Origin of the sequence: Achromobacter sp. 2789STDY5608615, assembly GCF_001298995.1 — a bacterium.
In the GTDB taxonomy this organism is placed as follows: domain Bacteria; phylum Pseudomonadota; class Gammaproteobacteria; order Burkholderiales; family Burkholderiaceae_B; genus Achromobacter; species Achromobacter insuavis.
Map to the genome: position 1 here is coordinate 186,223 of NZ_CYTY01000004.1, position 20,492 is coordinate 206,714.

At 67.4% G+C, this 20,492-nt stretch carries 17 protein-coding genes; 7 read left to right on the forward strand and 10 right to left on the reverse strand.

Features of this window, described 5'->3' with window-relative positions; translation table 11 throughout:
- Positions 1-217: 217 nt before the first annotated feature.
- Together ssb and AOZ49_RS05175 are read right to left on the reverse strand one after the other, a co-directional pair.
- Positions 218-739, reverse strand: coding sequence for a single-stranded DNA-binding protein (gene ssb / locus AOZ49_RS05170; RefSeq protein WP_026382027.1), 522 nt, complete (start codon positions 737-739; stop codon positions 218-220).
- 289 nt (positions 740-1,028) lie between these two features.
- The gene (locus AOZ49_RS05175; RefSeq protein WP_054430878.1) at positions 1,029-2,213 is read right to left on the reverse strand and encodes an MFS transporter; all 1,185 of its coding nucleotides are present in this window, start codon (positions 2,211-2,213) and stop codon (positions 1,029-1,031) included.
- Positions 2,214-2,347: 134 nt separating this feature from the next.
- Here AOZ49_RS05175 and uvrA point away from each other — a divergent pair, with 134 nt between their 5' ends.
- A complete protein-coding gene (gene uvrA / locus AOZ49_RS05180; RefSeq protein ID WP_369815771.1) occupies positions 2,348-5,203 on the forward strand; it encodes an excinuclease ABC subunit UvrA in 2,856 nt (951 codons plus the stop codon).
- Between the two features lie 42 nt (positions 5,204-5,245).
- Positions 5,246-5,908, forward strand: a complete 663-nt coding sequence (locus AOZ49_RS05185) for a glutathione S-transferase family protein (RefSeq protein ID WP_054430882.1) — start codon at positions 5,246-5,248, stop codon at positions 5,906-5,908.
- A gap of 70 nt (positions 5,909-5,978) precedes the next feature.
- Here the strand turns inward: AOZ49_RS05185 and AOZ49_RS05190 are convergent, their stop codons facing one another.
- The 3 genes from AOZ49_RS05190 to AOZ49_RS05200 are packed head-to-tail and all read right to left on the reverse strand — an operon-like array spanning position 5,979 to position 8,847.
- On the reverse strand, positions 5,979-7,106 hold the full coding sequence (locus AOZ49_RS05190) for a deoxyguanosinetriphosphate triphosphohydrolase (RefSeq protein ID WP_054474570.1): 1,128 nt from the start codon (positions 7,104-7,106) through the stop codon (positions 5,979-5,981).
- A 26-nt stretch (positions 7,107-7,132) separates the two neighbouring features.
- The gene (gene aroB, locus AOZ49_RS05195; protein ID WP_054430884.1) at positions 7,133-8,209 is read right to left on the reverse strand and encodes a 3-dehydroquinate synthase; all 1,077 of its coding nucleotides are present in this window, start codon (positions 8,207-8,209) and stop codon (positions 7,133-7,135) included.
- On the reverse strand, positions 8,206-8,847 hold the full coding sequence (locus AOZ49_RS05200; protein WP_054474532.1) for a shikimate kinase: 642 nt from the start codon (positions 8,845-8,847) through the stop codon (positions 8,206-8,208). Before AOZ49_RS05200 ends, aroB begins: the two co-directional genes overlap by 4 nt.
- A 115-nt stretch (positions 8,848-8,962) precedes the next feature.
- Between AOZ49_RS05200 and AOZ49_RS05205 the strand changes: the two genes are divergently transcribed.
- The gene (locus tag AOZ49_RS05205) at positions 8,963-11,410 is read left to right on the forward strand and encodes a penicillin-binding protein 1A (RefSeq protein ID WP_054474533.1); all 2,448 of its coding nucleotides are present in this window, start codon (positions 8,963-8,965) and stop codon (positions 11,408-11,410) included.
- A gap of 46 nt (positions 11,411-11,456) precedes the next feature.
- Here the strand turns inward: AOZ49_RS05205 and cyaY are convergent, their stop codons facing one another.
- Positions 11,457-11,786 (reverse strand): iron donor protein CyaY, encoded by a 330-nt coding sequence (gene cyaY, locus AOZ49_RS05210; protein WP_006392017.1) that lies wholly within the window; start codon positions 11,784-11,786, stop codon positions 11,457-11,459.
- A gap of 55 nt (positions 11,787-11,841) precedes the next feature.
- Between cyaY and AOZ49_RS33330 the strand changes: the two genes are divergently transcribed.
- Together AOZ49_RS33330 and lysA are read left to right on the forward strand one after the other, a co-directional pair.
- The gene (locus AOZ49_RS33330; protein ID WP_255353247.1) at positions 11,842-12,003 is read left to right on the forward strand and encodes an LPS translocon maturation chaperone LptM; all 162 of its coding nucleotides are present in this window, start codon (positions 11,842-11,844) and stop codon (positions 12,001-12,003) included.
- Positions 12,000-13,292 (forward strand): diaminopimelate decarboxylase, encoded by a 1,293-nt coding sequence (gene lysA, locus AOZ49_RS05215; RefSeq protein ID WP_054474534.1) that lies wholly within the window; start codon positions 12,000-12,002, stop codon positions 13,290-13,292. The genes AOZ49_RS33330 and lysA overlap by 4 nt, the downstream gene beginning before the upstream one ends.
- 63 nt (positions 13,293-13,355) lie before the next feature.
- Here the strand turns inward: lysA and ccsB are convergent, their stop codons facing one another.
- The 3 genes from ccsB to AOZ49_RS05230 all read right to left on the reverse strand — a co-directional run bounded on the left by ccsB (position 13,356) and on the right by AOZ49_RS05230 (position 17,610).
- Positions 13,356-14,702 carry a c-type cytochrome biogenesis protein CcsB gene (gene ccsB / locus AOZ49_RS05220; protein ID WP_054474535.1) on the reverse strand — a complete coding sequence of 449 codons (1,347 nt, stop codon included), beginning with the start codon at positions 14,700-14,702 and terminating at the stop codon, positions 13,356-13,358.
- Positions 14,703-14,710: 8 nt separating this feature from the next.
- On the reverse strand, positions 14,711-16,789 hold the full coding sequence (locus AOZ49_RS05225) for a cytochrome c biogenesis protein ResB (protein ID WP_054474536.1): 2,079 nt from the start codon (positions 16,787-16,789) through the stop codon (positions 14,711-14,713).
- A 119-nt stretch (positions 16,790-16,908) separates the two neighbouring features.
- Positions 16,909-17,610, reverse strand: coding sequence for a c-type cytochrome (locus tag AOZ49_RS05230; RefSeq protein WP_156355595.1), 702 nt, complete (start codon positions 17,608-17,610; stop codon positions 16,909-16,911).
- A 255-nt stretch (positions 17,611-17,865) separates the two neighbouring features.
- On the opposite strand from AOZ49_RS05230, the gene yihA reads away from it, so the two are divergent.
- Both yihA and hemB read left to right on the forward strand, forming a co-directional pair.
- Positions 17,866-18,489: a ribosome biogenesis GTP-binding protein YihA/YsxC gene (gene yihA, locus AOZ49_RS05235; protein WP_054474537.1), complete on the forward strand. Its 624-nt coding sequence runs from the start codon at positions 17,866-17,868 to the stop codon at positions 18,487-18,489.
- Positions 18,486-19,502, forward strand: a complete 1,017-nt coding sequence (gene hemB, locus AOZ49_RS05240) for a porphobilinogen synthase (RefSeq protein WP_054474538.1) — start codon at positions 18,486-18,488, stop codon at positions 19,500-19,502. The genes yihA and hemB overlap by 4 nt, the downstream gene beginning before the upstream one ends.
- A gap of 102 nt (positions 19,503-19,604) precedes the next feature.
- Here the strand turns inward: hemB and AOZ49_RS05245 are convergent, their stop codons facing one another.
- Positions 19,605-20,468 carry a DMT family transporter gene (locus AOZ49_RS05245; protein ID WP_054430891.1) on the reverse strand — a complete coding sequence of 288 codons (864 nt, stop codon included), beginning with the start codon at positions 20,466-20,468 and terminating at the stop codon, positions 19,605-19,607.
- Positions 20,469-20,492 lie beyond the last annotated feature (24 nt).

Consider the following 20,492-nt stretch of genomic DNA (forward strand, 5'->3'; position numbering starts at 1 on the left):
GTCTGGCAGACCCTGTGAACAAGCGGTGGACAAGGCCCGAAAATCAGTGGGCAAGCTGTTGAAATGCTGTGCACAGCCTGTGGATAGCTGGCGAGATTTCCCTGAAAAAACAGCGGCTTCCCGCCGCAGCGCAGCCGTGGCGGCGCCCAAACGGCACAAAGCCCGGCAAGCGCAAGGGCTTGCCGGGCTTTGTTCGTGAACTGCCGCGTGGACGCGATCAGAACGGAATATCGTCGTCCATGTCGGCCAGGTTGGCGCCGCCGCCGGCGGGCGCTGCCTGGGGCGCGGGACGCTGCTGCGGCGCCGGGCGCTGGGCCGGGGCGCGCTGCTGCGGCTGGCGCGCCGGGGCGTCGTCGTAACCGCCGCCGCCACCGTAGCTGCCGCCACCGCCGCCGCCGTCTTCGCGGCCGCCGAGCATCTGCATCTGGTCGGCGACGATTTCGGTGCTGTAGCGGTCAGCGCCGGTGTCCTTGTCTTGCCACTTGCGGGTCTTCAGGCGGCCCTCGATGTAGACCGAGCGGCCCTTCTTCAGGTATTCGCCGGCGATTTCGGCCAGGCGGTTGTACATGACCACGCGGTGCCATTCGGTTTCTTCGCGGCGTTCGCCCGATGCCTTGTCCTTCCAGGTGGAGGTCGTGGCGATGGACATGTTGCAGATTGCGGCCCCGTCGGGGCTGTAGCGGACTTCCGGGTCGCGACCCAGGTTGCCCACGAGAATGACTTTGTTAACCGATGCCATGCCGTTGTCCCTCTGTTGTTGACAGCCTGTGCCACACGTTGCCGCGAGCGCGCCGGCAACAACATAAAAAGCGATGTTGAAGACCGGCTTCATGAAACTCGCCGGTCACCGCAATGATGACCGGCGACGCCGGTGAAGCCCTAGTTTGTCTTCTATTATCGACGAAAAGCGCCTGGCGCGCCAAACCGGAATCGTGACAAAGCTGTCCTGTCAGGGAAACGATTTCACCGCTGTTGGGCACCGTTGGCGGCGCGATCCGCGACTTTCCGCCGCCCGCTGGGCGGGCGGCTCAGGCCAGCGGCTTGAGCGCCCAGGTCACGGCCAGCCAGACGGCCGCCAGCACGGCCGCGCCGATGAAGACCGCGCCGGCGCCGGAGTGCGATGCCACCCAGCCGCCCAGCGCGCCGCCCGTGAACAGGCCCGCGGCCTGGGCCGTGTTGTAGAACCCCAGCGCCAGGCCCTTGTAGGCCTGCGGCGCCACGCGCGACACCAGCGAAGGCTGCAGCGCCTCCAGCACGTTGAACGCCACGAAGAAGCCGGTCAGGGCCGCCGCCAGGGTGTAGAAGCCATGGCTGGCGGCCGGCAGCAGCGCGCACACCAGCACCAGCCCGGCCACGGCGGCGCGCAGGGCGCCCCGGTGGGCGCGGCGCTTTTCGGCGACGAACACCACCGGCACCATCAGCACGAACGACACCAGGATCACCGGCAGGTAGACCTTCCAGAGCTCGCGCGCATCCAGGCCGCCGACCTTGGCCAGCAGCGCCGGCACCACCACGAACAGCGACACCTGGATCAGGTGCAGCACGAACACGCCGAAATTGAGCCGCAGCAGGTCGGTGTGGGTCAGCACCTGGCGCGGACTGGCGGCCTGCATGCTGCGGGCCTGGGTGCGCGGCACCACCGGCACCACCCAGCGCGCCACCGCCAGACAGACCACGCCCAGACAGGCGATGGTCCAGAACAGGCCCGACAGGCCCCACCAGCCCACCAGCACCGGCGACAGCACCAGCGACGCGGCGAACGACAGCCCGATCGAGCCGCCCACCATGGCCATGGCGCGGGTGCGCACCTCGTCGCGGGTGGCGTCGGCCAGCCAGGCGGTCACGGCGGCCGAAATGGCCCCGGCGCCCTGGATGGCGCGGCCGATGGTGATCCAGAACACGTCGTCGGCCTGCGCACAGACCACGCTGCCCGCCACGAACAGCAGCAGGCCGAACAGCACCACGGGCCGGCGGCCCCAGCGGTCGGAGGCCAGCCCGAAGGGAATCTGCATGAATGCCTGGGTCAGGCCGTACATGCCCAGCGCCAGGCCGACGCGGGCGGGGTCATCCCCCCCGGGCAGGCCGCGGGCGGCGACGGCGAACACCGGCAGCAACAGGAACAGGCCCAGCATCCGCGCGGCGAACAAACCGGCCAGCGCCACGCTGGCGCGGCGCTCGGAAGGGGTCAATTTCAGTTTCGTGTCTGCCGGCATGCGGAATTTTCAACGATGACGAGGGCCGGTCGCGCGCGAATGTCATGCGCTTGCGGTCTGATCTATGGCCTGAGGACTCGGCGCGCTATAGTACCAAGTTGGCCTTTGCAACCGCTTAAAAGAGCCCGATAGACGTGACCATACGCATTCGGGGTGCCCGCACCCACAATCTCAAGAACGTCTCGCTGGATCTGCCGCGCCACAAGCTGGTGGTGGTCACCGGCCTGTCCGGCTCGGGCAAGTCCTCGCTGGCATTCGATACGCTCTACGCGGAGGGGCAGCGGCGCTATGTCGAAAGCCTGTCCGCCTACGCCCGCCAGTTCCTGCAGCTGATGGACAAGCCCGATGTCGACCTGATCGAGGGCCTGTCGCCGGCCATCTCGATCGAGCAGAAGGCGGCGGGCCACAACCCGCGCTCCACCGTCGGCACCATCACCGAGATCCACGACTACCTGCGCCTGCTGTACGCGCGGGTCGGCACGCCCTATTGCCCGGACCACGGCCTGCCCTTGCAGGCGCAGAGCGTCAGCCAGATGGTGGACGCGGTGCTGTCCTGGCCGGCCGACACCCGGTTGGCAGTGCTGGCCCCGATTGCGCGCGGCAAGAAAGGCAGCTTCGAGGACGAATGCGCCAGCCTGCAGGCGCAGGGCTACGTGCGCCTGCGCGTGGACGGCCAGATGGTGGAAATCGACGGCATGGCGCCGCTGAAGAAAACCGAGAAGCACGACATCGACGTGGTCATCGACCGCCTGCGCATCAAGCCCGAGAGCAAGCAGCGCCTGGCCGAGAGCTTCGAGACCGCGCTGCAGCTGGCCGACGGCCGCGCGCTGGCGCTGGACATGGACGGCAGCCGCGAACAGGTGTTCTCCAGCCGCTACGCCTGCCCGGTGTGCAGCCACAGCCTGCCGGAACTGGAACCGCGCCTGTTCAGCTTCAACAACCCGATGGGCGCCTGCCCCAGCTGCGACGGCATCGGCCAGGTGGGCTTTTTCGATCCCAAGCGCGTGGTCGCCTTCCCCGAACTGAGCCTGGCCGCCGGCGCCATCCGCGGCTGGGACCGCCGCAACGCGTTCACCCATTCGCTGCTGACCAGCCTGGCGGCGCACTACGAATTCGACATCGAGGCGCCCTTCGAGGACCTGCCCGAGGCGCTGCGCGACAAGGTGCTGTATGGCTCGGGCGACGAGGAAATCTCGTTCCTGTACCTGAACGAAAAGGGCCGCAGCACCGTCAAGCGCCACACCTTCGAAGGCGTGATCCCGAACCTGGAGCGCCGCTGGCGCGAAACCGATTCGGCCACCGTGCGCGAGGAGCTGGGCAAGTACCGCAACATCAAGACCTGCCCGGACTGCGGCGGCTCGCGCCTGCGGCCGGAAGCGCGCCACGTGCTGATCGGCCAGGATCCGCGCGGCGGCGAACGCCACGGCCAGGCCATCTATGAAGTCGAGGCGATGCCGCTGTCGACCTGCCTGGCGTGGTTCCGCGACCTGGCGCTGACCGGCGCCAAGCAGGAGATCGCGCAGCGCATCGTGCGCGAGATCGAGGCGCGCCTGAGCTTCCTGAACAACGTCGGCCTGAACTACCTGTCGCTGGACCGCAGCGCCGACACCATCTCCGGCGGCGAGGCCCAGCGCATCCGCCTGGCCAGCCAGATCGGCTCGGGCCTGACCGGGGTAATGTACGTGCTGGACGAGCCCTCCATCGGCCTGCACCAGCGCGACAACGACCGCCTCATCGGCACGCTGCAGCACCTGCGCGACCTGGGCAACAGCGTCATCGTGGTCGAGCACGACGAAGACATGATCCGCATGGCCGACTGGGTCGTGGACATGGGCCCGGGCGCGGGCGAGCACGGCGGCGAGGTGGTGGCGCAGGGCGATCCCGAAACCGTGCAGCGCGACCCGAACTCGCTCACCGGCCAGTACCTGAGCGGCCAGCGCGCCATCGCCATCCCGCAGCGCCGCCCGGTCACGGACGAGCTGCCCTGGCTGACGCTCACGGGCGCCACCGGCAACAACCTCAAGAATGTCGACCTGCGCCTGCCCGCCGGCCGCCTGATCTGCGTCACCGGCGTGTCCGGTTCGGGCAAGTCGACCCTGGTCAACGACACGCTGGCGGTGGCGGTATCGCGCCAGTTGCATCACGCCCAGAGCGAACCCGCCCCCTACGCCGCGATGCAGGGCCTGGAGAACTTCGACAAGATCATCAGCGTCGACCAGAGCCCGATCGGCCGCACCCCGCGCAGCAACCCGGCCACCTACACCGGCCTGTTCACCCCGATCCGCGAGTTGTTCGCTGGCGTGCCCGAGGCCCGCACCCGCGGCTACGATCCCGGCCGCTTCAGCTTCAACGTCAAGGGCGGGCGCTGCGAGGCCTGCCAGGGCGACGGCGTGGTCAAGGTCGAGATGCACTTCCTGCCGGACATGTACGTGCCCTGCGACGTCTGCCACGGCAAGCGCTACAACCGCGAAACGCTCGAGATCCGCTACCGCGGCCGCAACATCAGCGAGGTGCTGGACCTGACGGTCGAGCAGGCGCTGGAGTATTTCGAATCGGTGCCGGCGATCGCGCGCAAGCTGCACACGCTGATCGACGTCGGCCTGTCGTACATCCGGCTGGGCCAGAGCGCCACCACGCTCTCGGGCGGCGAAGCGCAGCGCGTGAAGCTGTCGCAGGAACTGTCGCGCCGCAGCACCGGGCGCACCCTGTACATCCTGGACGAACCCACCACGGGCCTGCATTTCCGCGACATCGAACTGCTGCTGCAGGTGCTCAACCAGCTGGTGGACAGCGGCAACACCGTGCTCATCATCGAACACAACCTGGACGTCATCAAGACCGCGGACTGGCTCGTCGACATGGGCCCGGAAGGCGGCGACGGCGGCGGCCGGGTGGTGGCGCAAGGCACGCCGGAAGACGTGGCGGCCGCGCCGGAAAGCCACACCGGACACTATCTCGGCAAACTGCTGCGCCGCACGCCGGGCGGCTGAACGGCGCGGCGCAATCAGGGCCTGTCACTAAGGGGAATCGGCATGTACACCTTGATCATCGGCAACAAGAACTACTCGTCGTGGTCGCTGCGACCCTGGCTCGCGCTGCGCGCCACCGGCGTCGCCTTCACCGAACAGAAGCTGGGCCTGTTCACCGAGGCGTTCGCCCGCCGCCTGGAAACGCTCACGCCGGCCGGCCTGGTGCCGGTGCTGCTGGATGGCGACCTGGCGGTCTGGGACTCGCTGGCGATCTGCGAATACGTGGCCGAACAGCATCCCGAGGCCCGCCTGTGGCCGCAGGACGCGCGCGCCCGGGCCCGCGCCCGTTCGCTGACCGCGCAGATGCACAGCGGTTTCGGCGCGCTGCGCCAGGCGCTGCCGATGAACATCGAGGCGCACCTGCCCGGCATCGATATCCCCGAGGCCGCGCGCCAGGAGATTTCGCGCATGCACGCCATCTGGCAGGACACGCGCGCGGAATTCGGCCAGGGCGGCCCGTTCCTGTTCGGCGCCTTCTCGATCGCCGATGCGTTCTTCGCGCCGATCGTGTCGCGCTTCGTCACCTACGGCATCGCCGCGGCCGGCCCGGTGCGAGACTACATGGACGCGGTGCTGGCGCTGCCGGCGATGCAGGAATGGATGCGCGACGCGCGCGCCGAAGCCACTTTCGTCGAGGCCGACGAACCCTACCGCAAACATCGTTGATGCCGGCGGGCCGCGTCTCGCCGCCTGAACCCGGCGCGCATGCCGCCCAGAACGCCGCCTGGCGCCGGCCCTAGCTCATGTCGAACAGGCGCCGGTGCTCGCGGATGGCGTAGCGGTCGGTCATGCCGGCAATGTAGTCGGCGATGGCGCGGGCCTGGTCGTTGAAGGCGGCGCGGCGATAGTCCGGCGGCAACAGGCGCGGATCGTCCAGGAACGCCGCGAACAACTCGCGCACGATGCGGCGCGCCTTGGTGGTCATGCGCAGCACGCGGTAGTGCCGATACAGGTTGTCGAACAGGAACTTCTTCAGTTCGTCAGCCTCGCGCCGGATGCCTTCCGAGAACCCCGCCAGCGGCGGCGCGCGGCGCACGTCGTCGGCGCTGGCCGGCGCCGCGTCGCGGATGCGCGCCAGCGACGTCTGCGTCAGGTCGCCGATCAGGGTGTTGATCATGCGCCGGATGGTCTCGGCCACCGCGCGGCGCGACGCCAGGCCGGGATAGCGCGCCAGCACCTCGGCGTAATGGCGCTGGAAGATCGACACGCCCTGCAGCTGCTCCAGCGTGATGAGGCCGGAACGCAGGCCGTCGTCGATGTCGTGGTTGTTGTAGGCCACTTCATCGGCCAGGTTGGCGATCTGCGCCTCCAGCGACGGCTGGGTGCGCGCCAGGAAGCGCTCGCCCACCGCGCCCAGCTGCCGCGCATGGGCCGCCGAGCAATGCTTCAAGATGCCTTCGCGGGTCTCGAAGCACAGGTTCAATCCGTTGAAATCGGCATAGCGCTCTTCAAGCTCATCGACCACCCGCAGGCTCTGCAGGTTGTGCTCGAAGCCGCCGGCCTCGGGCGCCAGTTCGCGCATGCAGGCGTTGAGCTCGTCCTGGCCGGCATGGCCGAACGGCGTGTGGCCCAGGTCGTGCGCCAGCGAAATGGCTTCGGTCAGGTCTTCCGACAGCCCCAGGCTGCGCGCCAGGGTGCGCGCGATCTGCGCCACTTCCAGGCTGTGTGTCAGCCGGGTGCGGAACAGGTCGCCTTCGTGGTTCACGAACACCTGGGTCTTGTATTCCAGCCGCCGGAACGCGCTGGAATGGATGATGCGATCGCGGTCGCGCTGGAATTCCGTGCGGTTTTCCGGCGCGGGTTCGGCATAGGCCCGGCCGCGCGATCGGGACGGGTCGGATGCATAGGAAGCCAGTTCTTTCATCTGCGACACCGTCTCTCCAGCGGTCTTTACTGAGTGGTTCGGGCCAGTACGGCGCGCACGGCATCGGCCGGCGCCGCCCGCATCATCGCTGCGCCGATGCGGGTCATGAGCACGTAGCGGATCTCGCCGCCCTCGGTCTTCTTGTCGACCTGCATCAGGTCGAGCCAGCGATCGGCCCCCAGGTCGGGCGCGACCACGGGACAGCCGATGGCCTCGACCAGGGCGCGCACGCGGGCCACGTCGGCGCGCGGGAAGCCGGCCACGTCGGCCGACAGTTCCGCCGCCTGCACCATGCCGCAGCCGACCGCCTCGCCGTGCAGCCAGGCGCCGTAGCCCAGGCCCGCCTCGATGGCGTGGCCGAAGGTATGGCCCAGGTTCAGGATGGCGCGCAGGCCGGATTCGCGTTCGTCCTTGCCCACCACCTGCGCCTTCAGCTCGCACGAACGGCGGATGGCATAGGCGATGGCCTGCGGGTCCAAGCTGCGCAATTTCTGCGCATTCTGTTCGCACCAGGTCCAGAATTCCGGATCCAGGATCAGGCCGTACTTGATGACTTCGGCCAGGCCGGCCGACACTTCGCGCGCCGGCAGCGTGGCCAGCACGGCGGTGTCGATCTCGACCGCCAGCGGCTGGTAGAACGCGCCGATCATGTTCTTGCCGAGCGGATGGTTCACGGCCGTCTTGCCGCCGACCGACGAATCGACCTGGGCCAGCAGGGTCGTGGGCACCTGCACGAAACGCACGCCGCGCATGTAGACCGCGGCGGCGAAGCCGGTCATGTCGCCGATCACGCCGCCGCCCAGCGCCACCAGCACGCAGCGGCGGTCCAGGCGATGGGTCAAGAGCGCGTCGAAGATCAGGTTCAGGGACTGCCAGTCCTTGTACGACTCGCCGTCGGGCAGCTCGATGCGCAGCACCCGCTTGCCGGTGCGCGCCAGCGCGGCTTCGGCGCGTTCGCCGTACAAGGCGGCCACGGTCGGGTTGGTCACCACCGCGATGGCGGTGGCGTCGGCGGGGATGCTCTCGTGCAGGGCATCCAGGCGCCCCGGCGCGATGCGGATCGGGTACTGTCCGCCCGGGGTGTCGACCTCAACAACGTTCATATCTGCTTCTCGAAGGCTTGTAATTGCGGCAGGAGCGCCTTGACCAGGGTGTGGATGGGCATGGAGCCGGTTTCCACCACCAGGTCGGCGACTTCCTTGTAGAGGGGTTCGCGCAGGGTCATCAGGTCGCGCAGCGTGCCGCGCGGATCGGCGGTGGCCAGCAGGGGCCGGTTGCGATCGCGGCAGGTGCGGCGGAACAATTCGTCCACACTGGCCCTCAAATAGACCACGATGCCCCGCTCGCGCAGGCGCAACCGGTTTTCGGCGGCCAGGATGGCGCCGCCGCCGGTGGCGAGAATTATGTTGCGGCGTTGGGTACACTCTTCCAGGGCGGCGGATTCCCGGCGACGGAAACCGGCCTCACCCTCGATTTCGAAGATTACCGGCACCCGCACGCCGCAACGCGCCTCGAGCTCATGGTCCAGATCGATAAAATCGCGCCCCAGGGCTCGCGCCAGGCCACAGCCGATGGTCGTCTTGCCCGCCCCCATCATCCCCACCAGGAAGATGGGCAGGTCGTGCGGCAACGACACGGTCTTGCCCAGGCACTCCGAGGCGCAAGGCGGGTTTTCGGGCGCCTCGCCGGAGGGCGCCAGGTCCGGGTCAGCCTCCGGACATGAGTGAGCGGAAAAGTTCATGACGGCATTATCACATCTGCCGCCAAGTTGCCCGCGCACCACACTGAACTATCTTGTTACAGAAACCGATCCGCCACACTGAGGCGGGACCGGAGATACCCGTAAAATCGCCGCGATGAGCAAGCCGCAGAATTCCTCCAAAAAAGACAAGCCCGCCAATAACGGTTCCCCGATATTGCGTTTTTTCGTCAAGACCGGCATTTTCTTTGCCGGCCTGTTCCTGTGCGGCGTGCTGCTGGCGGGCATGGCGCTGGCGCTGGCCTGGCCCAACCTGCCGGACCTGAACGCCATGACGGACTACCGCCCGCGGGTGCCGCTGCGCGTCTACACGGCGGACAAGGTGCTGATCGGCGAGTTCGGCGAAGAGCGCCGCAACGTGCTGCGCTTCAATGAAATCCCGGACGTGATGAAGTCCGCGGTGCTGGCGGCCGAGGACGACCGCTTCTACCAGCACGGCGGGATCGACTGGACCGGCGTGGTGCGCGCCGGCCTGACCAACCTGATCAACATGTCCAAGACGCAGGGCGCCAGCACGATCACCATGCAGGTGGCGCGCAACTTCTACCTGTCGTCGGAAAAGACCTACTCGCGCAAGTTCTACGAACTGCTGCTGACGTTCAAGATCGAATCCGAGCTCACCAAGGACCAGATCCTCGAGCTCTACATGAACCAGATCTACCTGGGTCACCGCGCCTACGGCTTCGCCGCCGCCTCGCGCACCTATTTCGGCAAGCCGCTGTCCGAAGTGACGCCGGCCGAGGCCGCGATGCTGGCCGGCATTCCCAAGGCCCCGTCGCGCTTCAACCCGATCTCCAACCGTCCCCGCGCCGAGCTGCGCCAGCGCTACGTGCTGGGCCGCATGCAGTCGCTGGGCTACCTGACCGAGCCTGAGTACAAACAGGCGATGGCGCAGCAGATCGTCATGAAGTCGGCGGAAGGCACGCCGGCCGGCGGCTACAGCATCCATGGCGAATACGTGGCCGAACTGGCGCGCCAGCTGCTGTTCAATGTGTACCAGGACAACGTCTACTCGCGCGGCATCAACATCTACACCACGGTCCAGTCCAAGGACCAGGAAGCGGCCTACCGCGCCGTGCGCGAAGGCGTGCTGGAATACACCCGCCGCGCGCCCTACCCCGGCCCCGAGGAACAGCTCGACCTGCCCCCGGGCACCGAGAACAACCCGCAGGCCCTGGATGAATTCCTGGACGGCGTGTTCGACAAGTTCGGCGACAGCGGCGACCTGCTGACCGCGCTGGTGCTGTCGGCCAGCCCCACCGAAGTGAAGCTGGCGCGCAGTTCGCGCGAGATCATCACTGTCACCGACAAGAAGGTGCTGGGCGTGGTGGCGCGCGCGCTCAACGACAAGGCCAAGCCCGAGCAGCGCATCAAGCGCGGTTCGGCGGTCTACATCCGCAAGCTGGGCGACAACTGGGAAATCATCAACCTGCCGTCGGTGCAGGCCGCGTTCGTGGCGCTGTCGCCGCAGGACGGCGCGATCCGCGCCATGGTCGGCGGTTTCGATTTCTACCGCGGCAACTTCAATCGCGTGACGCAGGCCTGGCGCCAGCCCGGCTCGAACATCAAGCCGTTCATCTACGCCGCCTCGCTCGAGCGCGGCCTGACGCCGGCCACGCAGATCTCCGACCAGCCGTTCGAGCTGACCGCGGCGCAGACCGGCTCCAAGGCCTGGAACCCGAAGAACTACGGCAACCAGTACGAGCCCATGCTGACGCTGCGCCAGGGCCTGTACAAGTCCAAGAACATGGTCTCGATCCGCATCCTGCAGGCCATCGGTCCGCAGTACGCCCAGGACTACCTGACCCGCTTCGGCTTCGACAAGGCGCGCCAGCCCGCGGTGCTGCCGCTGGCGCTGGGCGCCGGCTCGGTGACCCCGCTGCAGCTGGCCGGCGCGTTCTCGGTGTTCGCCAACGGCGGCTACCGCGTCACGCCCTACCTGATCGATCGCGTCACCGACAGCAACGGCAAGATCGTGATGCAGGCCAAGCCGACCGTGGCCGGCGACGCCGCCGCCCGCGCCATCGACCCGCGCACCGCCTGGATCATGGACGACGTGCTGCGCGGCGTGGCCACCTACGGCACCGCCGCCCGCGCCCGCGTGCTGCTCAAGCGCAACGACATCGCCGGCAAGACTGGCACCACCAACGAATCGGTGGACGCCTGGTTCTCGGGCTATACGCCCTCGCTGGTGGCCACCGCCTGGCTCGGCTTCGATCAGCCCAAGTCGCTGGGTTCGCGTGAAACCGGCGGCGGCGTGGCCATGCCGATCTGGGTCGATTACATGCAGGACGCGCTCAAGGGCGTGCCGGAAGAAAAGCCGCGCCCCCGTCCCGACGGCATCATCGTCGAGAACGGCGAGTACTACTTCTCGGAATTCCCGCCCGGACAGGCGGTGGCGCGCCTGGGCCTGCCGCAGGCCGATACGCTGGGCGAGTTCCTGAACGGCCTGAACAACGACAGCGGCGAAGACAACCGCATCAAGGTCGGACCGGGCGTGGGCTCGCAGAACGCCCAACCCTGGTCGCAGAAGATCCCGTTCTGAACGGAATGAAAAAAAGGCCGGCGTCAGCCGGCCTTTTTCTTGGGCGTTACAGGCGGATCGTGACGGGCACGCCGGCCGCCGCCGAACAGATCTGGGACAGGGCGTCCGGCAATTTCGGGCCGCCTCGGGTATCGTTCCAGTTCTGGCCGTCGTAACGGTAGTGGAAGCCGCCGCTGCGCGCGGCCACCCACAGTTCCTGCATGGCGGCCTGGCTGTTCACCACCACGTGGGTATTGTCTTCGAAGACCATCGTCAGCACATTGCCGCTGCGGCTGGTTTCGACGTCGACGTCGAGCGAAGCCGCCCAGTCATCGGCCTGGCTTTCGATGCTGTTCAGCACCTGGTCGATCAACGCAAGAAATTCGGATTCGGTCATAATCGAGCCTGCAAGAATTACGGAGTTCCCAGTGTTCCAATTGGCATTCAGCCGCATGTCTCTTCGCATTGTAGCCACGCTCTTGGCGACCGGCATGGTTGCGGCCTGCGGCTACAAGGGTCCGTTGTATACCCCGACGCCTGATGGGAAACCGCCATCAACCCACCAGCGACCGCCCACGACGCCACAAATCCCGACGCCCCTCTCCCTGCCATGACCGCCGCGTTCCCAGTTCCGCCCGAACTGGCCGGGCACCCCTTCTTCCAGTACCGCAACAACGTGCTGTACGCCGAAGACGTGCCGCTGGACCATCTGGCCGAAAAACTGGGAACGCCGCTCTACGTCTACTCCCGCGCGGCGCTCAAGGCAGCCTGGGAGACTTACCGTAGCGCCATCGGGCAACGCCCCGTGCAGGTCTGCTACGGCATGAAGGCCAATTCCAACCTGGCCGTCCTCAAGGAATTCGCCCGCCTGGGCGCGGGGTTCGACATCGTCTCCGGCGGTGAATTGAAACGCGCCCTGGCCGTCGGCGCCGATCCCGCCCGCATCGTCTTCTCCGGCGTCGGCAAGCAGGCCTGGGAGATGCGCGCGGCGCTGGCCGCCGGCGTCATGGGCTTCAACGTCGAATCCGAGGCCGAACTGCAGCGGCTGTCCGACGTGGCCCAGGACATGGGCTTGCGCGCCAGGGTATCGCTGCGCGTCAACCCGGATGTGGACGCGCAGACCCATCCCTATATTTCCACCGGCCTCAAGGAAAACAAGTTCGGCATCCCCATCGGGGCGGCGCTGGACGCCTACCGCAGCGCCCGCCTGCTGCCCGGCCTGGAGATCACCGGCCTGGACTGCCACATCGGCTCGCAGCTGACCGACATCAGTCCCTATTTCGACGCGCTGGAAAAACTGCTCGACCTGGTCGCCGACCTGGACGGCATCGGCATCCGCCTGTCGCACCTGGACCTGGGCGGCGGCCTGGGCATCCGCTACCGTGACGAAGTGCCGCCCTCGCCCAAGGCGCTGCTGGATCACGTGTTCCAGCGCCTGCAGGCGCGCGGCCAGGGCCATTTGCAGCTGGTGCTCGAACCCGGCCGGTCGCTGGTCGGCAACGCCGGCGTGCTGCTGACCACCGTCCAGTACCTGAAGCACGGCGAGGCGCGCAATTTCGCCATCGTCGATGCCGCCATGAACGACCTGCTGCGGCCGGCGCTGTACGACGCCTGGCACGGCCTGCGGCCGCTGCGGCCGCGCGCCGGCGACACGCTCGAATACGACGTCGTCGGCCCGGTCTGCGAAAGCGCCGACTGGCTGGCGCGGCAGCGCGCGCTGGCGCTGGAACAGGGCGACGTGCTGGCGCTGGAATCGGCCGGCGCCTACGGCATGACCATGGCCGGCAACTACAACACCCGCCCGCGCGCGGCCGAGGTCATGGTCGACGGCGGCCACTATCACGTGGTGCGCCAGCGCGAAACGCTGGACGACCTGCTGCGCGGCGAATCGACGCTGCCCTGAACGCCCCGCCGCCCCACGAAAAAGGCCCCGTCGAAACGGGACCTTTTGCCGTGCGCGTCTGGCTCAGAGCTGGCCGTAGGAATGCAGGCCCGACAGGAACATGTTCACGCCGAGGAAGGCGAAGCCGGTGATCAGCAGGCCCGTCAGCGCCCAATAGGCCGCCATGGTGCCGCGCAGGCCCTTGATCAGGCGCATGTGCAGCCAGGCCGCGTAGTTCAGCCAGACGATCAGCGCCCAGGTTTCCTTGGGGTCCCACTGCCAGTAGGCGCCCCAGGCGTCCGCGGCCCACAGCGCGCCCAGGATGGTCGCCACGGTGAAGAAGGCGAAGCCGATGGCGATGGCGCGGTACATGATGTCGTCCAGCACCTCCAGCGGCGGCAGCGCGGCCGCGATGCGGCGCCGGCCCAGCAGGATGGCGCCGACGATCACGGCGCCGATGCCGAAGTACAGCATCCAGGTGGCCGACAGGCCATCGGTGCGGAACACCATGGGCTCGGCGCACAGCAGCACGCCCAGCACGAACAGCGGCGCCAGCTTGAGCCACGACGAGGTCTGGCCGTGCTGCTTGACCAGGTAGGCAAAGCCGACCATCGCCGCCAGCGAGAAGGTGCCATAGCCGATGAAATTGGCCGGCACGTGCAGCTTCATCCACCAGCTCTTGAGCGCCGGCACCAGCGGCTGGATCTGCCCGGCGTCGCGCGTGAACGAATACCACAGCAGGAACACCACCGCCGAGGTCACCACCAGCAGCACGAAGCCGCCCAGCGCGCGCGTGGCGTACTTGCGTTCGTAGTACAGGTAGAACAGCGCCGTGATCAGCGCGAACAGCACGAACACTTCGTACAGGTTGCTGACCGGGATGTGGCCCAGGTCCGGGCCCATCAGGTGGCCTTCGCGCCAGCGCACCAGCAGGCCGGTGACGCCCGCGAACACCGCGCCCCAGGTCAGCGCCGTGCCCAGCCAGGCCGCGGTCGGGCTGAAGAAGCCGATCCAGTAGCAGACCATGGCCAGCGCGAACAGCGCGCTCATCCACAGGATGGCCGACTGCGACGAGAACGGGTATTTCAGGAAGAACACCTGCTCGGCCCGCGCCAGGTCATTGCCGTAGAGCATCAGCGCCAGGCCGGCCGCGATCGCACAGGCCACCATCAGGCGGCGCAGGGGCCGCCACAGCCAGCCCATCCAGGCCAGCACCGGCACGGTGCCGCACAGGATGATCTTCTCGTAGTAGTCCATGGCGCCGCTGAAACGCGTCAGCGCGAAACCGGCGCCCGCCGCCAGCAGCAGGAAGAACACGATGTCCGTCCAGTCCGGCCGGCCGCGCTGCGCGCGGCTGTCACCGGTCTCGGACAGGCTGTCCTGCCAGAGGTTGTCGGGCGTGGGGGAATGCGTGGTGGTCGTCGTGGACATAGGAAACCTTAAGACCCTTTCTGGCGCAGCAGCGCCTGCTTGAAGCGATCGAATTCCTGGTTGAAGTCGAGTGTACGCTTCTGCGACGTCATCGCCGCCAGGATGCCGCTGCCGCCTTGCTGCGGCTTGATCCAGATCCAGACGCGACGATCCCGAATATAGAACATCGAGAACACCCCCAGCACCAGCAGCAGACTGCCGAGGTAGACCGTATTCTTGCCCGGCGTGCGGCTGACCTGGAACACGCTGGCCTGCACGTGGTTGAAATCGGCCAGCGAGAAGAAGACCGGCGCCGGATAGACCGTCAGGTCCGACAACGCCGCCACCGCCAGGCGCGACCACAGCGCGGCGCGCTCGGCCTCGGGGCCTTCGGTCGGGACCGGCGGCAACCCGGCGCGTTCGCGCTCGACCGCCCGCAGTTCGTTCATGCTCGCGCCGATCAGGCGGATCACCACGTCCGCGGCGCGCTCCAGATCGGCGGCCGGCGTGTTGGCCTGCAGGAACGCGGCAACGGCCTGCAGACCGCCGGAGGCATAGGTTTCCAGGGCGCGCTCGGCGGCCGTCTGCAGCGGCTGGCGGTCGGCGCCGCTGGGGCTGTTGCGCTCGGCGAAGCGGCGGGCCGCCTCCTGGCGCGCGGCGGGATCGGCCAGCGTCGCGCGCAGCCGCATGAACTCGGCCACGGAGCTGTCGTCGTCGGCCGGGATGCGCAGATAGCGGAACGGCTCGGAGGCATTGTTGCGCACGCCGGCCAGGAACACGCTGGCGCCGTCCAGCTGCACCGGCAGCATGTAATTCTGGAATTCGTGCGCCTGGCCGGCGTCGTCGATCAGCTTGTATTCGACGCTGGGGCCCACGTTGCGCAGGTTCTCGTTCTTCTTGCCGGCGGCGCTGCCGGACACCGAGGCCACGTGCTCGGCGAAGCTCTGGTTGCCGCCCTTGGGATCGCCGCGGGTCAGGTCCTCGACGTTGATCGGGCGCAGGGCCGTGATCTCCACGCCCATGCTGCGCGGGCCACGCACGGTGTTAGCGCTTACTTCGGCGGTCTTGCCCACGGTGCCGTCAACATTGAACGTGGCGCTGTCGGCGCCCACCAGCGGATAGCCCTTGAGCACCACCGTGCTGCCGCCGTCGTCGAAGCTGGACTGGTAGACCGTCATGCCCTTGAACCGCAGCGGCTCGTTGACCTCGATGGTCGAATCGAAACTCTTGCCGGTATCCGGATCGGTCACTTCGACTTCGCTGGCGAAGCGGCTGGGCATGCCGGTCGAGTAGTAATCGACGACGAATTTCTTGAGCTTCAGGGTGAACGGCATCGGCTGCACCAGCGCGCCGTCGCCCACCATCACCACCGCGGTGCTGGCCTGGCCATTTTCCGGCACCAGCACGCTGGCGCGGAAGCTCGGGTTGTTGACCGACAGGCGGCCGCTCTCCGGCACCTCGGAAATCAGCATGTTCTCGACGATCGGCTTCTTGCCGCCGAACATCACCTGCAGGCGCACCGGCAGCTCGCTGTCGAGCAGCCCGCCGATACAGATGATGACCATGGCGGCGTGGGCGAACACGTAGCCCAGCCGGTTGGCGCTGCCCTTCTTGGCCGCCAGCAGCACGCCGGTGCTGTCCTGGCGCTCGCGCACCGCGTAGCCCATGCGCTTGAGCAGCGCGGTCAGGCCCGCCGCGGTCTGCGGCACGTCGGTCGGCGCCTCGGTCTCGACGCGATGCGGAAAGGCCCGCAGGCTGCCGCCGCGCACGTGCTCGCGGAACGAGCGCGCGTCGCGCAGCATCTTGGGCGCATTGCGGATCAGACAGACCGTGGTCGAGATGACCAGGAACGCCATGATCAGCAGGAACCACCAGCTGTTGTAGACGTGCCAGATCGAGAACTTGTCGAACACCTCGAACCAGAACGGGCCGAACTGGTCGATGTAGTTGTTGGACGACCGGTTCTGCTGCAGCACCGTTCCCACCAGGCTCGCCACGCAGATGAACATCAGCAGGCTGACGGCGAAGCGCATCGAGCCCAGCAATTCAAACAGATCGCGGGGCAGGCTGCGCAGAGAGGGACGGGAGTGTGTCTGAGTCGAATTCATGAAAAAAGGGGGGGCGCACGATCGGCTACCCCCCTCGTAGACAGCGCAGGACGGAAACAGGTTCCGTCATGCCCAGGTTGCGTGAACGCGGACCAGCCGCGCGCGTTGCCGGCGGGTGCTTACCGCAGGCCGGCCGCGTAGTCCGCCACGGCCTTGATGTCGGCATCCGACATCCGGTCGGCCACGGCGTGCATCACGTCGTTGGCGCGATCGCCGCTGCGGAACAGCTTGAGCTGCTCTTCGATATACAAGGGGAACTGGCCCGACAGGCGGGGATACTGGCCCGGAATGCCCGCGCCGTTGGCAGAATGGCATGCCGCACAGGCGGGAACATTGCGCTCGGGCAATCCACCGCGCCAGATCTTTTGACCCAGATCAACCAACTTCTCATAACCGGCGGTGGCCGGCTCTTTCAGCGGTTGCTGCGCCAGGTACAGCGCGATGTTCTGCATGTCGGCCGGCGTCAGGTTCTGCGCCATGGCGGTCATGGGGGCGGGATTGCCGCCCGGGCCGTTGCGCACCGGCAGCTTGGCGCCCTGCTTGACCTGGAAGTCGGTCAATTGCTTGACCAGATATTCGTGGGGTTGCGCAGCCAGGTTGGGATTCACCGGGATGGTGCTGTTACCCGCCGCGCCATGACAGGACGCACAGGCGATGATGCCGCGCGAGGCATCGCCCTGGTCAAACAGCTGCCCGCCCTTGGCGGCATCTGGCTTGGCCGGGCCCGCGGCGCCATCGGCGGCGAAACTCGTAGTAGATAAGGCGGAGGCGCCGAGCAACAGCCCGCTCGCAACCAACATCCGGGACAGCACACGCTTCATGAAGACCTCGACGATCACATCGATCAAGGCGCAAAAAGGCGCCCACGCCTGCCCGCACATCTGGAAAACCGTATCGAACCTGATTTGCCCGTTTGCCTGCTCGTCAAAGGCCGGGGTACCTGGGAAACCGGCTGGCCGGCTGGTACGAAATGCCCTCAACAGTAAGCAAAAGAGACGGCTCCGCGCACGGGGACCACTGTTGCAAACGCCGGATTATACAATAGGGCTCGAAACCAACTGTAGCCAAAGCCATCCGTGTCCCTCCTACATCGCGCCTCTTTCCTCACGTCAGCCGCTCGCCTCGACCAGTTGCCGCCCCCTGATGCGCCCGAGGTTTGCTTCGTCGGCCGCTCCAACGCCGGCAAGTCCACGGCCATCAACGTGCTGTGCAACCAGCGCCGTCTCGCCTTCTCGAGCAAGACGCCGGGCCGCACGCGCCTGATCAACATGTTCGGCCTGCCCGACCCGTTGAACCCGGAAGGCCACATCGGCTATCTCGTCGACCTGCCCGGCTACGGCTATGCGTCCGTGGCCCGCGATGAAAAGGAAAAGTGGGCCGACATCCTGGGCGGCTACCTGCGCGACCGCGAATCGCTGGCCGGCATCGTGCTGCTCATCGACATCCGCCGCGGCGTCACCGAACTGGACCGCCGCCTGGCCAACTTCATCACCCCCACCGGCCGCCCGGTGCTGGCGCTGCTCACCAAAGCCGACAAGCTGCCTTACGGCCAGCGCGTGCGCACCGTGTTCTCGGTGCGCAAAGACCTGGCGGACATCGGCGCCCTGCACACCATCCCCTTCTCGGCGCCGGAGCGCATCGGCCTGGAAGAAGCTGGCGCGCACATAGAAAACTGGATTTCTCCCAAGGTCGTACCATGAACCCGCAGATCATCACCCCCGACTTCCCGGTTTCCCGCCCCCGCCGCCTGCGCCGCGACGACTACACCCGCCGCCTGGTGCGCGAGAACGCCCTCACCGTCAACGACCTGATCTATCCGGTCTTCGTGGCCGAGGGCAATGGCCTGAAGCAGGCCGTGCCGTCGCTGCCGGGCGTGGTGCGCTATTCGCTGGACACGTTGCTGCCGGTGGCCGAGGAATGCGTGGCGCTGGGCATCCCGGTGCTGTCGCTGTTTCCCGCCATCGACCCGGCGCTCAAGACGCCCGACGGCATCGAGGCCACCAATCCCGACGGCCTGATCCCGCGCGTGGTGCGCGAGCTGAAGAAGCAATTCCCCGACCTGGGCGTGCTGTGCGACGTGGCGCTGGACCCGTACACCAGCCATGGCCAGGACGGCGTCATCGATGAAAACGGCTACGTCATCAACGAGCCGACCGTCGAGATCCTCGTCAAGCAGGCGCTGACGCAGGCCGCCGCCGGCGTCGACATGGTCGCCCCCAGCGACATGATGGACGGCCGCATCGGCGCCGTGCGCCGCGCGCTCGAAGCCAACGGCTACGTCCACACGCAGATCATGGCCTACTCGGCCAAGTACGCCAGCGCCTTCTACGGCCCGTTCCGCGACGCCGTGGGCTCGGCCACCAACCTGGGCAAGTCCAACAAGATGGCCTACCAGATGGACCCGGGCAACCTGGACGAAGCGCTGCGTGAAGTCGCCGCCGACCTGCAGGAAGGCGCCGACATGGTCATGGTCAAGCCCGGCATGCCGTACCTGGACGTGCTGCGCCGCGTCAAGGACACCTTCCGCGTGCCGACCTTCGCCTACCAGGTGAGCGGTGAATACGCGATGATCAAGGCGGCTTCGGCCAATGGCTGGCTGGACCACGACAAGGTCATGATGGAAGCCCTGCTGGCGTTCAAGCGCGCCGGCGCCGACGGCATCCTGACGTACTTCGCGATCGAAGCGGCGCGGCTGCTCAAGCAGCAGCGCTGATCCTGGAGGGCGAGGCCGCCACGGCCCTGCCCCGCTTGTCATCCGCGCGCATCGACATGATGCGCGCGCGCCAACGGCGGGCCCTTGCGGCCCGCCGCGTTTTCAGCGCGATGCCGGCGCGCCACGGCGCAGGCCGAGCCACGTGCCGCTGAGAATGCAGGCCAGCCCCGCCACGTGCACCAGCGTCACGTGCTCGTCCAGGAACAGCGCGGCGAACAGCAGACCGAAGATCGGCAGCCAGTTCACGAACAGCGCCGCGCGGCTGATGCCCAGCCTGGCGATGCCGGCGTTCCACAGGATGTTGCTGACGCCCGAGGCGATCACCGCCGAGAACAGCAGCACCAGCCACGGCCACCAGGTCATGCTCCAGTTGTCCGCGTCATACGACGATGGCGTCATCGCCGCGTGCACCATCAACATGAGGCCGCCGGCCAGGTACATGTACCAGAGCATCGCCAGCGGATCGAGCGTGCGCGAGATGCGCTGGATCACCAGCCCGCCGAACACGAACACCGCCACCGCCAGGAACACGATGGCGTCGCCCCAGCCGGTCAGCCCCAGCTGCGCGCCGCTGCCCACCACCACCATCGCCACGCCGGCCAGGCCCAGCAAGGCGCCGGCGATCCGCAGCCACGTCAGCCGCTCGCGATAGAACAGCGCCGCCAGCAGCGCCGACAGCAAGGGACTGGTGGCCATCAGCAGCGTGCCATTGGCGGCCGACGAGAACTGCAACCCGTACACCAGCGCGGTCTGGTGCGCGTACACCACCAGGAAGCCGGCCAGCGCCACCCAGGCCAGTTCCACGCGCCCCAGCTTCGGAATGCGGCCGCGCCGGGCCTTGACGATGAGCGTGACGGCGACGAACGCCACGGCGATCCGCAAGGCCGCCAGGGCGCGGATATCCATGTGCTGCGTCAGATACTTGATGGAGACGATGTTCAGGCCCCAGGTGGCCATGACGAACATCAGTTGCAGATAGATCAGACCGGT